This window comes from Rhodococcus sp. NKCM2511, assembly GCF_014905595.1.
GTDB classification, from domain to species: Bacteria; Actinomycetota; Actinomycetes; order Mycobacteriales; family Mycobacteriaceae; genus Rhodococcoides; species Rhodococcoides fascians.
In genome coordinates this window covers 1,213,198-1,225,488 of sequence record NZ_BNHJ02000001.1, presented here as the reverse complement: position 1 = coordinate 1,225,488, position 12,291 = coordinate 1,213,198, and the positions used below count along the sequence as shown (strand labels likewise).

10 protein-coding genes are annotated in these 12,291 nt (G+C 65.3%); 6 read left to right on the top strand and 4 right to left on the bottom strand.

Annotation, left to right across the window (positions count from 1 at the left end; genetic code table 11):
• Positions 1 to 12: 12 nt before the first annotated feature.
• Complete coding sequence (locus tag JLZ96_RS05445) at positions 13 to 1,509, bottom strand: PucR family transcriptional regulator (protein WP_057474293.1); 1,497 nt, start codon at positions 1,507 to 1,509, stop codon at positions 13 to 15.
• Between the two features lie 129 nt (positions 1,510 to 1,638).
• Here JLZ96_RS05445 and gabT point away from each other — a divergent pair, with 129 nt between their 5' ends.
• Together gabT and JLZ96_RS05435 are read left to right on the top strand one after the other, a co-directional pair.
• Positions 1,639 to 3,003, top strand: a complete 1,365-nt coding sequence (gene gabT / locus JLZ96_RS05440) for a 4-aminobutyrate--2-oxoglutarate transaminase (protein ID WP_032371094.1) — start codon at positions 1,639 to 1,641, stop codon at positions 3,001 to 3,003.
• Between the two features lies 1 nt (position 3,004).
• Positions 3,005 to 4,456, top strand: a complete 1,452-nt coding sequence (locus tag JLZ96_RS05435; RefSeq protein ID WP_032366251.1) for an NAD-dependent succinate-semialdehyde dehydrogenase — start codon at positions 3,005 to 3,007, stop codon at positions 4,454 to 4,456.
• Positions 4,457 to 4,549: 93 nt separating this feature from the next.
• On the opposite strand, the gene JLZ96_RS05430 is transcribed toward JLZ96_RS05435, so the two are convergent.
• Positions 4,550 to 5,578: a Glu/Leu/Phe/Val dehydrogenase gene (locus JLZ96_RS05430; protein ID WP_201010668.1), complete on the bottom strand. Its 1,029-nt coding sequence runs from the start codon at positions 5,576 to 5,578 to the stop codon at positions 4,550 to 4,552.
• A 283-nt stretch (positions 5,579 to 5,861) separates the two neighbouring features.
• The gene (locus JLZ96_RS05425) at positions 5,862 to 6,341 is read right to left on the bottom strand and encodes an Lrp/AsnC family transcriptional regulator (RefSeq protein WP_027496234.1); all 480 of its coding nucleotides are present in this window, start codon (positions 6,339 to 6,341) and stop codon (positions 5,862 to 5,864) included.
• A gap of 134 nt (positions 6,342 to 6,475) precedes the next feature.
• Between JLZ96_RS05425 and pdhA the strand changes: the two genes are divergently transcribed.
• From pdhA to JLZ96_RS05410, 3 genes are read left to right on the top strand one after another with little or no spacing between them, the layout of a single operon-like run.
• Positions 6,476 to 7,558 (top strand): pyruvate dehydrogenase (acetyl-transferring) E1 component subunit alpha, encoded by a 1,083-nt coding sequence (pdhA, locus tag JLZ96_RS05420; RefSeq protein ID WP_201009615.1) that lies wholly within the window; start codon positions 6,476 to 6,478, stop codon positions 7,556 to 7,558.
• A complete protein-coding gene (locus JLZ96_RS05415; RefSeq protein WP_201009614.1) occupies positions 7,555 to 8,559 on the top strand; it encodes an alpha-ketoacid dehydrogenase subunit beta in 1,005 nt (334 codons plus the stop codon). Before pdhA ends, JLZ96_RS05415 begins: the two co-directional genes overlap by 4 nt.
• Before the next feature lie 59 nt (positions 8,560 to 8,618).
• Positions 8,619 to 9,968 carry a dihydrolipoamide acetyltransferase family protein gene (locus JLZ96_RS05410; protein ID WP_201010667.1) on the top strand — a complete coding sequence of 450 codons (1,350 nt, stop codon included), beginning with the start codon at positions 8,619 to 8,621 and terminating at the stop codon, positions 9,966 to 9,968.
• A 32-nt stretch (positions 9,969 to 10,000) separates the two neighbouring features.
• Here JLZ96_RS05410 and JLZ96_RS05405 read toward each other — a convergent pair whose 3' ends face one another.
• Complete coding sequence (locus tag JLZ96_RS05405; RefSeq protein WP_032371088.1) at positions 10,001 to 11,470, bottom strand: MDR family MFS transporter; 1,470 nt, start codon at positions 11,468 to 11,470, stop codon at positions 10,001 to 10,003.
• A 110-nt stretch (positions 11,471 to 11,580) separates the two neighbouring features.
• On the opposite strand from JLZ96_RS05405, the gene JLZ96_RS05400 reads away from it, so the two are divergent.
• Positions 11,581 to 12,228: a TetR/AcrR family transcriptional regulator gene (locus tag JLZ96_RS05400; protein ID WP_051365083.1), complete on the top strand. Its 648-nt coding sequence runs from the start codon at positions 11,581 to 11,583 to the stop codon at positions 12,226 to 12,228.
• Positions 12,229 to 12,291 lie beyond the last annotated feature (63 nt).

Here is a 12,291-nt window from a genome sequence, read left to right as displayed (position 1 = left end):
AGAGGGGTGCACTCATGCCGCGAGTAGGGAGAGCAACAATTCCGCACGCACCCGCGCCGACGTGAGATCCACCCCCAACAATTCCTCGCATCGTGTGATGCGGTTACGCAAGGTGTGACGATGCACCGACAGGTGGGCAGCGGCGGTTTCCCAGTGCCCGTTGGCTTCCAGGAATGCCCGAAGCGAACCCACCAGATCCGCGGTGTGAGTGCGGTCGTACTCGGCCAGGACGGCGATGGTGACGGCAGCCATGGCACGCAACGATTCCCGAACCGGTTCCGACGCCAGCAGCATCGACCCGGTGAAGTGGACGACCCGATCACCGGGACCGGCCGCCGCGCACGCGAGCCGCGCTTGTCTCAGCGCGGTGGGGGCCTCGGTGATGTGCATGTCGGTGCCGACCCCCGCACACACCGAACGGGGAAGAGAATTCATCAGCTGCGCAACGAAATTCGCGTCGCCGCCGGGTAGCAGCATCTCGGCGCCGTCGTCGGTGGACCTGACGAACGTCGGCCGTGCGTGGGCGCGGAACTGAGCATCGACGGCATCGGCGATGGAACCCGTCCGCCCCGTCGCGCCGCGGAGAACCACCACGGTGATGCGTGAGTCGTCGTCGGCCGCATCGGCGAGATAGCTCGGTACCTGCGTGTCACCGGGGGACAGGAGATGCCCGTCGAGGAGAAGTCCGAGCGCACGCGAGTTGAGGGCCGTCTGCTCCGCGCGCAGCCGCGCAGGCTTTTCCAGTTCGAGGGTAATCAGCGACACCGCATGCCCGAGCAATATCTGCTCGACTCCCGTCACGGGGCCCTTCGTGCGAATCGCGAGAAAGCTCGGCGCACTGGCGGTGATCGGTACCGAGTGCAGGCTCACGGTGCGGCCGGGCTCGCTCACCGACACCGTCGCGGGTGACGACGACGGACGGATACTGGCGGCGATCTCGCGGGCCTGCGCGATCAGATCCGCCGCGTCGACCGGATGGAACGACTCGGTGCGATGTCCGATGAGCGCGACGGAGGTGGACGTGGCGACCGCCAATTCGCGCACGATCGCGTCGACGCCGCCGTGCAGTGCGGCGCGGGTGATGCGGCTCTGTACCGACGCCGCCCGCAGGACTTCCTCGTACTCCTGCTCGGCGATGCGTGTGGTGACCGCCCGAATGACCGCGGCGAAGGGAGTGTCGTAGGGAACCTCGACGACGGGTAGCCCGACCTCGTCTGCCGCGTCGAGAAGTTCTCGAGGAATCACGCTGTGCGAGAGACCGGTTCCGAATCCGAGGCAGGCAACCCCTGCCGTTCGGAGGGTGCGGACGTACTGCGCGAGTGCGGGGCCGCCGGAGTCGAAGCCGAGACCTGTCGTGAGGATCAGCTCGCCGCCGGACAACCACGGACTCGGATCGGTGAGCTCGGTCGCCTGCGCGAAGGTGATGGCGGCGCCGCTGCGTTCGGGCCCGCCGCGATGACTCAGCCGGAGGTCGCGTTGTCTCAGCAACCAGGAAATCTGCACACTCACCTGTCGCACTGTAATCGTGCCTGACGAAATGGCGTGTGCTTCTGCACCTGAATGTACGTATCGGCAGTCTCCGGTCGACTCTCGCGGTCGCATACTTGCTGCACAGAGACCAACCCGAAAGGTGCGACCATGGCTTCGATCGAATACCGACTTCCGCAGGAGCGCAGGATCGTCACCGCGTTCCCCGGCCCGAAATCGTCGGCTCTGGCCGAGCGCCGCAAGGCCGTCGTCGGTGCAGGCGTCGCATCGACGCTGCCGGTGTACGTGGCCGACGCGGACGGCGGCGTCGTGGTCGACGTCGACGGCAATTCGTTGATCGACCTCGGCGCCGGTATCGCCGTGACGACCGTCGGTGCGTCGAATCCGGCTGTCGTTGCCGCCGTGCAGGATCAGGTCGCTCACTTCACGCACACCTGCTTCATGATCGCGCCCTACGAGGGATACATCGCGGTCGCCGAGAAGTTGGCCGAACTCACCCCGGGAGATCACGACAAGCGCACCGTCCTGTTCAACAGTGGTGCCGAGGCCGTCGAGAACGCAGTCAAGATCGCCCGGCACGCCACCGGCCGCTCGGCCGTGGTCGTGTTCGACCACGCGTATCACGGCCGCACGAACCTGACGATGGCTCTGACCTCGAAGTCGATGCCGTACAAGAGTGGATTCGGGCCGTTCGCTCCCGAGGTCTATCGAGTTCCGATGTCGTACCCGTTCCGTGAAGGACTCGGTGCCGACGGATCGGCCGTCACCGGTGCACAGGCCGCCGCCCGTGCGATCTCCATGATCGAAAAGCAGGTCGGCGCAGACAATCTCGCGGCCATCCTGATCGAGCCGATCCAGGGTGAGGGCGGCTTCGTCGTGCCGGCGGACGGCTTCCTGCCTGCGCTGACCGAGTGGGCGCGCAAGCACGACGTCGTGTTCATCGCCGACGAGGTGCAGTCCGGATTCACCCGCACCGGTGCCTGGTTCGCCAGCGAGCACGAGGGGATCGTGCCGGACCTGATCACCATGGCCAAGGGCATCGCGGGCGGTATGCCACTGGCCGCGGTGACGGGCCGGGCCGATCTGATCGACGCCGTGCATCCCGGTGGGCTCGGCGGCACCTACGGAGGCAATCCCGTCGCATGCGCCGCTGCGCTGGCATCGATCGAACAGATGGAGACCCTCGACCTCAACGCCCGCGCTCGCGACATCGAACGCATCGTCGTCGATCGGCTCACGGCGTTGATGCCGGAGGTGGGGATCATGGGTGAGGTTCGAGGCCGTGGGGCCATGCTTGCCGTCGAGCTCGTCGTACCGGGTGGACGTGAGCCGAACCCCGAGGCCACCAAAGCCGTTGCCGCTGCGGCACTCGCGGCAGGCGTGATCGTGTTGACGTGCGGAACCTACGGCAACGTCATCCGCCTGCTTCCGCCGCTGGTGATCTCCGACGAGTTGCTCGACGACGCACTCACGGTCCTCGAGAACGCACTGCGCGACGCTTCGAAGGGACTCTGACATGGCCGTCGAGCAGCTGTTGTCCTCGCTGCCCACCGACCTGTGGCTCGGTGGAAAGCAGACCCCCGCGCAGTCGGGCGCGCGATTCGCCGTCCTGAATCCCGCCACCGGTGAGGAACTGACCACCGTCGCCGACGCAGGCGCAGCCGACGGCATCGCGGCCCTCGATCTCGCTGCCGCGGCGCAACCGGAGTGGGCGGCAACGCCTGCACGGGAGCGAGCCGAAATTCTGCGGCGCGCCTTCGTCCTGTTGCAGGAACGTGCAGCCGATTTCGCTCTGCTGATGACCCTGGAAATGGGAAAGTCGTTGGCGGAGAGTCGCGGTGAAGTCAACTACGGCGGTGAATTCCTGCGCTGGTTCAGCGAGGAAGCGGTCCGGATCGGCGGCCGGTACACCCCTGCGCCCGCCGGTAACGGCCGCATCCTGGTCACCAAGATGCCGGTCGGCCCGGTACTCGCGATCACTCCGTGGAACTTCCCGCTGGCCATGGGAACTCGCAAGATCGGTCCCGCGCTCGCAGCGGGTTGCACCGTCATCGTCAAGCCGGCCGAGGACACCCCACTGACGATGCTCCTGCTCGGTCAGGTGTTCGCCGACGCCGGATTGCCCAGCGGTGTGCTGTCGGTGCTCCCGGCCTCGGACGCTGCATCCGTCACCGGTCCGCTGATGGACGACCCCAGACTGAGGAAGGTCACCTTCACCGGATCGACCGGAGTAGGAAAGCTGTTGGTGCGCAATGCAGCCGACCGACTGCTCCGGACATCGATGGAGCTCGGTGGCAATGCGCCGTTCATCGTCTTCGAGGACGCGAACATCGATGCCGCCGTCGACGGAGCGATGCTGGCGAAGATGCGCAACGGCGGCGAGGCGTGCACTGCAGCAAACCGTCTGTACGTGGCCGAGCCCGTTCGCGAGGAATTCACCGAGAAGCTGACCGCGAGAATCGCAGCACTGACGGTCGGCCCCGGTGATCGCGACGGTACCGACATCGGACCACTCATCAACGACAAGCAGCGACGGACGGTGTCGGCACTCGTCGACGATGCCGTTGCCAAGGGCGCCCGCATCCGCACCGGCGGATCGGCACCCGACGGTCCCGGGTTCTTCTTCACACCCACTGTGCTCGACCGCATCCCGGCCGACGCAAACCTGTTGCGCGACGAGATCTTCGGGCCGGTTGCCGCCATCGTCGGATTCGAGACCGAGGACGAGGCCGTCGCCGCGGCCAACGACACCCGGTACGGATTGGTGGCCTATTTCTACACCGAGAGCCTCGATCGGGCTCTGCGGGTCTCGGCTGCTCTCGACACCGGCATGGTGGGGGTCAACCGGGGTGCCATCTCCGACGCCGCGGCCCCCTTCGGTGGTGTGAAGGAGTCGGGCTTCGGGCGAGAGGGCGGCTCGGAAGGGATCGAGGAATACCTCGAGACCAAGTACATTGCGCTGCAGTAGACGGGCGCTGCAGTAGATCGCAGCGGTGCGCTCCACTCCTGAGCCCAGCGCGGTACATGCGCTGCCGGGTGGAGCGCACCGGGCGTGCGGTCCCTATTCTCGGGCGGCCGCAATTCGCTTCTCGGCCAGTCGGTCCGCGGCTGCTCCGAGCAGGATCCCTTCGCTGCGTGCCATGGTGAATATGCCGGCGACGGTAGTACGGATCTGTCCGATCGTTGCCATCACCTCGGCCGAATTTCGTCCGCGCAGTTCACCTTCCACCTGAATCAAGCCGCCGGCGTTGGCCACGTAGTCCGGTACCCAGACGATGCCCCGGGCGGCCAGCAGCGATTCGACGTCGGGCGTGAGCAGTTGATTGTTCGCGGCACCGCACACGATGGACGCCGACAGCCGGTCCACCGAGGACGCGTCGAGCGTTGCTCCCAAGGCGCACGGGGCGTACACATCGATGTCGGCTCCGATGATGTCGGTTCCGATCGTGACGCCGGGGAAGTCCTGGGCGATCCGTTCGAGGGCGGGTTCGTAGGAGTCGCTCACGAGCACGTCGGCACCCGCTCCGCGCAGGAGCGCCACCAGGTTGTAACCCACCTTGCCTGCGCCTTCGACACCTACTCGTCTGCCGGTCAGATCGTCGGAGCCCCAGGTCGATTCGGCTGCTGCCAGCAGGGAGAGATAGACCCCCAGGGCCGTCTGTGGACCGCTGTCGCCGGTGCCGCCCGCGGTGGTGTTCTTACCGACGACGTAGGCCGTTTGTTCGGCGACGATATCGAGGTCGTCGCTGTTGGTGCCGACGTCGCCTGCCGTGACGTACGTGCCGCCGAGCGATTCGACGAACCGGCCGTAGGCCTCGAGCAATGTCGGGGTCTTGATGACGGTCGGGTCGCCGATGATGACTGCCTTCCCGCCGCCCAGATCCACCCCTGCGACAGCCGCCTTGTAGGTCATCCCGCGGGAGAGTCTCAATACGTCGGTCACGGCGTCCTGCTCGGTTGCGTAGGGGTAGAAGCGAGTTCCACCGAGTGCCGGTCCCAGCACGGTCGAGTGAATCGCGACGATCGCGCGCAGACCGGTGTCTCGATCGTGGCAGAACACCACGCGCTCGTGCGCGGAGTCGGATGGCATGTCGGGCCGGTCGAAGACACCGGGTGCGGCCGGTGCCGAAGCCGAATTCGCGGTCTGGGCAACAGAAGAGCGATGTCGAGTGGGTGTGACGGCAGAGTGGTCGGCAACGACGGACACAGTCGGTCTCTTTCGGTCAGGGGATGGGAGCAGATGCAGCGGCTACCCGGATGTCTTGTCCGTCACAGGGTGTCGTGCACGACGCAGACCGGTCAACCGGCATCGCTCGGACCGTGCAGATTGCGTGATGCGGTCGGTATCGGCCCGACGGGGATGGTCGGGGTGCTCAGCGGCGGCCGTCGTCGGCGAGCTGTTCGAGCAACGGCTTGGTTCGGTACTGAATCAGCTCGGACATGGCAATCGACATGTTGGTCCGCTCGACGCCAGGAATGTCGAGGATCAGGCCTGCTATGCGGTACAGGTCGTCGGCGTCGACCGCCGCAATGCGGATGTGCATGTCCGCGGCGCCGGACAGACCGAACACCTCGAGTACTTCGGGGATCGTGCGGAGGTGTTCGGTGACCGCTGCCAACGTGTGCTGATTGACCTGAGCGGTCACGAAGGCCTGCAACGGACGTCCCAGCGACTTCGGCGGAATACGGTGATCGATGGGGGTGAGAGACCCCTTGTCGTCCCACCGCCCGAGGCGTGCCTGGACGGTGTTGCGGGACAGGCCCAACGTGGTGGCGAGTTCGACGCCGGTGGCTCGAGGCTTGGCGCAGAGGGCGAGGAGGAGTCGGGCGTCGGTCTTGTCGAGATCGGTCATTGCGCACTTCCTGTAGCTCGGTCGTTACCCGATATTGTGCACACTGCGTAATTCTGAAGTCATCACTTGTGCACGCTGGGCGTCGGTGGTGTCCTTGTGAAGGACATCACATCACGACGGAGAGTGCCACGGACATGAACACCACCTCGCTGATACAGCTGATCAAGGAATCCGGAACGGTGGTCCGCAACGAGGCGTATTCACCTCTGGTCGCGGACATCGACACGGCTGCGATGAAGGAGATCTATCGCGATCTCGTGGTCGTCCGGCGCATCGACGCCGAGGCGACCGCGCTGCAGCGGCAAGGCGCGTTGGGGCTGTGGGCTCCGTTGCTCGGACAGGAAGCGGCGCAGGTCGGCTCGGCCCGCGCACTCGACTCCGAGGACTTCGTGTTCGCCAGCTACCGCGAGCACGGGGTGGCTTACTGCCGCGGAGTCGATCCCACTCGGATGCTCCGTTTCTGGCGGGGATCGACCCTGTCGGGATGGGACCCGTACGAATATCGAATGACGACGCCGGCGATCATCGTCGGTTCGCAGGGTCTGCACGCGACCGGATACGCGATCGGCATGCAGCTCGAGGGTGCCGACGGCGCGGCCATCACCTACTTCGGAGACGGAGCGACCAGCCAGGGCGATATCTCGGAGGCTCTCGGGTTCGCGGCCAGTTTCCATGCACCGGTGGTGTTCTTCTGCCAGAACAACCAGTGGGCGATCTCCGAACCGGTCACCGTGCAGACCAAGTCCACGATCGCGGCACGCGGTGAGGGATTCGGCATCCCATCGGTACGGGTCGACGGAAACGACGTCCTCGCGGTGCTGGCCGTGACCAGAGCAGCGCTCGCCCGCGCCCGTGAGGGCAGCGGCCCGACGCTCATCGAAGCCGTCACCTACCGCATGGGGCCGCACACCACGTCCGACGATCCGACGAGGTATCGATCCGGGGCCATGGACGACGAGTGGCGTGCCAAGGATCCGATCGACCGAATCGAGAAGCTGCTCAGACGAATCGGCGTGTTCGACGACGAGTTCGTGGCATCGGTCCAGCGGACGGCGGACGACGTCGCCGCCGATCTGCGACGTGGATGCCTCGAGACCGTCGAACCCGCGGCGATGACGGTGTTCGACAACGTCTACGCCGACCCACACTCTCTGCTCGACGACGAGCGTGCCCAATTCGCCTCCTACCAAGCTGGATTCGAAGGAGTCACGTCATGACCACCCTGGAACGGCCCACCAGCCTGCCGCTCGGCAAAGCCATCAATGCCGGCCTGCGTCGCGCTATGGAGAACGACCCCAAGGTGTTGCTGATGGGCGAGGACATCGGCAAGCTCGGTGGCGTCTTCCGCATCACCGACGGCCTGCAGAAGGACTTCGGGCCCGGACGAGTACTGGACATGCCGCTGGCCGAATCGGGCATCATTGGTACCGCTGTGGGCCTGGCGATGCGCGGATTCCGTCCCGTGTGCGAGATCCAGTTCGACGGCTTCATCTACCCGGCGTTCGATCAGATCGTGTCGCAGGTGGCCAAGCTGCACTATCGCACGAGCGGAAATGTCAAGATCCCCATGACCATCCGGGTGCCCTACGGCGGCGGAATCGGTGCAGTGGAACATCATTCGGAATCGCCGGAGGGCTACTTCGCCCAGACCGCCGGACTGCGCGTGGTGACCTGCAGCAACGCCGCCGACGGCTACTCGATGATCCAGCAGGCCATTGCCAGCGACGATCCCGTGCTGTTCTTCGAACCCAAACGTCGATACTGGGAGAAGAGTCCGATCGACCTCGGTGTCGACGAAATCGCCACCGCCTTTCCGCTGCATCGGGCGCGGGTGGTCACCGAGGGCACCGACATCACACTGGTGGCCTACGGACCGTTGGTGTCCACTGCCCGTAAGGCAGCCGAAGTTGCGGCACACGAGGGTATCTCGATCGAGGTCATCGATCTACGGTCGCTGTCGCCGATCGACTTCGAGACCGTCGAAGCGTCGGTGCGCAAGACCGGGCGGCTCGTCGTCACACACGAGGCACCGGTCTTCATGGGCCTCGGCTCGGAGATAGCCGCTCGCATCTCCGAGCGGTGCTTCTACAACCTCGAAGCGCCGGTGCTGCGGGTCGGTGGATTCGGAACGCCGTACCCGGCATCGAAGCTCGAGAAGTTCTATCTTCCCGACGTCGACCGGATCCTCGACGCAGTGGACCGCTGCCGTTCCCACTGAGCTGCCGTTTCGCCTCGATCACACATCCTCCGCCGATGCCGACCGAACAGGATTCGACGATGTCCACCATCAAGAGTTTTCCGCTGCCCGACCTGGGGGAGGGCCTCACCGAGGCCGACCTGTTGACCTGGCTCGTCGCGGTCGGTGACACCATCGAACTAAACCAGAACATCGCCGAGGTCGAGACGGCCAAGGCTGCGGTGGAATTGCCTTCTCCGTTCGCCGGTGTCGTTGCTGCCCTGCATGTTTCCGAGGGCGACACGGTGGAGGTCGGAGTGCCGATCATCGACATCAGAGTCGGCGGTGACGACGAACCGGTCGCTACCGATCCAGAGCAGTCCGTTTCCCCGATTCAGACCACGTCGTCCGGGGAGGACGAGGACGAGCGCGTCCCGGTCCTCGTGGGTTACGGCGTCGCGAAGGAAGGCTCGAGCCGACGCGGTGGCCGCGTCGACCCACCCGCGGCGTCCGCGCCGAACGATCGGAACGGAAAGCCGCTTGCGGCCCCACCGGTACGAAAGATGGCCAAGGACAACGGCATCGATCTGAACGAGTTGCCCGCGAGTGGACGCCACGGCGACGTCACCCGTCAGGACGTGGAGTCGTACCTGCAGAGCGGGTCGGATGTGCGGAGTGACACCGATGTGCAGACTGACACCGACGTGCAGCTCGAGACCGAGGCGCAGCAGTCGGGATCCGGGCGGACCGGTCGAGAGGAGCGCACTCCGATCAAGGGTGTACGCAAGCACACCGCCGAGGCCATGGTGCGAAGTGCGTTCACTGCACCTCACGTCACCGAATTCGTGACCGTCGACGTGACCGAGACGCTCGAACTCCTCGAGTCGCTGCGGTCCTCCACACACTTCCGGGACGTGCGTCTGACACCGTTGGCTCTGGTGTCCAAAGCCGTTCTCGTCGCGCTGAAATCGAATCCGTCGCTGAACTCGAGCTGGGACGAGGTTGCGCAGGAGATCGTGACCAAGTACTACGTCAACCTCGGCATCGCGGCGGCGACACCCCGCGGATTGATGGTGCCCAACATCAAGAACGCACACGAGCTCTCTCTGGTGGACATCGCGCGTGCCCTGGCCGACCTGACGCGTATCGCGAAGGAGGGCAAGAGCAGTCCGGCCGATCTGGCCGACGGCACCATCACCATCACCAACGTGGGGGTGTTCGGAGTCGACGCAGGCACGCCGATCCTCAACCCGGGCGAGGCGGCCATCCTGTGCTTCGGGTCCATCCGTCGCACGCCATGGGAACACAACGGCGAGATCGCGTTACGGTCGGTGACGACACTGTCGCTCTCGTTCGATCATCGACTGGTCGACGGCCAACAAGGGTCGGAATTCCTCGCCCTCGTCGGTCGTCTGCTGACTCACCCGATCGATCTGATCGCGCTCGGCTGACCGCGGCGGCGCGGTGTGAATGCCGCCGGGGTTCAGTGCACCGGTTGCGCCGACACGGCCTCGTCCCGATCGCTGCTTGCCTGTGCTCGAATGAAGAACGACGCAGCCACCGCGACCAGTGACACCGCCCCACCGCACAGGAATGCGGTGTGGATGCCTGCCTCGGAACCACCCACCTGCGTTGCCCCGTCGGAGATTCGGGCCGCTGCGGTGTTCGACATGACGGTGACGAACAACGCGGTTCCTGCGGCTCCGGCCAGCTGCTGCACGGTGTTGAAGATTGCGCTGCCGTGCGAGTACAGGCGGGTGGGAAGGGATCCGAGCGAGGAGGTCATCAGCGGAGTCATGATGAGCGCGAGCCCCGCCGAGAGCAGCATGTGGATACCGACGACCAGCGGTAGTGCCGACTGTGCGTCCAGCACCGTCATCGACCACAACGCGGCGCTCACCACCATGGCTCCGGGAATGACCAACGGGCGCGGCCCGATTCGGTCGAAGATGCGGCCGACGAAGGGTGCGAGCAGACCCATCAGCAATCCGCCGGGCAGAAGCATCAGGCCGGTTGCAAGGGTGTCGAGTCCGCGCACGTTCTGCAGATACATCGGCAGGAGGATCAGGGCACCGAACAGGGCCATCATCGAGATCGCGATCATGCCGAGTCCGATGCTGAAGGTGGGGGTGCGGAACGGACGCATGTCCAGCAGCGCGCCGCCGCGTTCCTGGCGGGCGATCTGCCGCAGCACGAAGACGACGAGTGCGATCACTCCCACCACCAACGGCAACCAGACCGGTACGACGGACTCCTCGGCAGAATGACCGAGGCTGCTCAGGCCGTAGACGATGCCGCCGAACGCCAAGGCGGACAACACGACCGACGTGGGATCGAACGAGGGCCGCCCCGTCTCGGTCACGTTCTTCACCAGTGTGGTTCCGATGCCGAACGCGACGAGCGCGATGGGAAGCACCAGCCAGAACATCCAACGCCAATTCAGCGAGTCGAGAATGACTCCGGAGATGGTGGGGCCGACAGCCGGTGCGACGGCGATGACGATGGAGATCACACCCATCATCGCGCCGCGCTTGTGGGCCGGGACGACGGTGAGCACTGTGGTCATGAGCAGCGGCAGCATGATCGCCGTCCCGCTGGCCTGCGTGATGCGGCCGAGCAGAAGCAGCTCGAAACCGGGTGCCGAGGCCGCAAGCAGGGTGCCGACGGTGAACAGGGTCATCGCTGTCACGAACACCTGACGCAGCGTGAAGCGTTGGAACAGGTAGCCGGTGACGGGAATGACCACCGCCATGGTCAGTAGGAATCCGGTGGTGAGCCACTGGGCCGTCGTTGCCGTGATCTCGAGGTCGACCATCAGCGTCGGGAGCGCCACGCTCATGATCGTCTCGTTGAGGATCATGACGAAGGCCGCGATGACCAATATGCCGATCAATAGCTTGCTGCCCGGCGCGAGTTGCTCGTCGGGGGTGCGGTCGGTCTCGGGTGAACTCATGTGTCGACAAACTTTCGCGTATGGGATCGAAGCGTGCAATCGTATGTAGATAGCTTCAATCATTATGACAGTGACTGTCAACTTGACGATTGCTGGTAAGTTGACAGCGAATGACGACCGCAGTCGACGGATGGACGAGGATGAGCGAACGAGTGCCGGACCTGCGAGAGCGACGTCGCCGAGACACTCGGCTCGAGATCACTCGCGCCGCACTCGAGCTGTTCGAGAAGCAGGGCTGCGCCGCGACCACGGTGGACGAGATCGCGCGCCGAGCGGGGGTGTCGCCCAGTACGTTCTTTCGCAGCTTCGCCTCGAAGGAGGAGTCCGTTCTCGGCATCGACCCTGATTTCGAGGTCGACTTCGACCAGTGGCTCGCCGCTACCGCGCCCGAGCACATCACGCTGCCTGGAATCGAAGCGTTGTACGAGCAGTCCGTCGAGCGACTGTCGACAGCGCCCGAGGAGGAGCGCGACCGACTCCTACGCACTCGGCGACTGATCGGTATCGACGCGCATCTGCGGGCCGCAGCCTTCGCGGCCGACGCGATGACACTGTGCCGCGTCACCGATGCGGTGACCGAGCGCCTCGGTGACCACGAATCACGTTCGTATGCACGACTGTTGGTCGAAGGTGCCGGTATGGCCCTGCGCATCGCCTTCGACGACTGGGCGGTCCGGATCGACGGCGGGCAGGATGCCGACCTGCTGGACATCTATCGGACGACAGTGCGCGATCTGCGACGCGTCGTCGCCGGCTGAGGTCTCACGTCGTGAGTGGAACTTCGTAGCCCAGGTCGAGTTTCCGCGCACATGGCGCGCAGC

What these genes read in the sequence shown, in the direction of transcription:
- gabT (WP_032371094.1), top strand. Translation starts at nt 1,639, where the DNA reads ATGGCTTCGATCGAATACCGACTTCCGCAGGAGCGCAGGATCGTCACC.
- JLZ96_RS05435 (WP_032366251.1), top strand. Translation starts at nt 3,005, where the DNA reads ATGGCCGTCGAGCAGCTGTTGTCCTCGCTGCCCACCGACCTGTGGCTC.
- JLZ96_RS05430 (WP_201010668.1), bottom strand. Translation starts at nt 5,578, where the DNA reads ATGCCATCCGACTCCGCGCACGAGCGCGTGGTGTTCTGCCACGATCGA.
- JLZ96_RS05425 (WP_027496234.1), bottom strand. Translation starts at nt 6,341, where the DNA reads ATGACCGATCTCGACAAGACCGACGCCCGACTCCTCCTCGCCCTCTGC.
- pdhA (WP_201009615.1), top strand. Translation starts at nt 6,476, where the DNA reads ATGAACACCACCTCGCTGATACAGCTGATCAAGGAATCCGGAACGGTG.
- JLZ96_RS05415 (WP_201009614.1), top strand. Translation starts at nt 7,555, where the DNA reads ATGACCACCCTGGAACGGCCCACCAGCCTGCCGCTCGGCAAAGCCATC.
- JLZ96_RS05410 (WP_201010667.1), top strand. Translation starts at nt 8,619, where the DNA reads ATGTCCACCATCAAGAGTTTTCCGCTGCCCGACCTGGGGGAGGGCCTC.
- JLZ96_RS05405 (WP_032371088.1), bottom strand. Translation starts at nt 11,470, where the DNA reads ATGAGTTCACCCGAGACCGACCGCACCCCCGACGAGCAACTCGCGCCG.
- JLZ96_RS05400 (WP_051365083.1), top strand. Translation starts at nt 11,581, where the DNA reads ATGACGACCGCAGTCGACGGATGGACGAGGATGAGCGAACGAGTGCCG.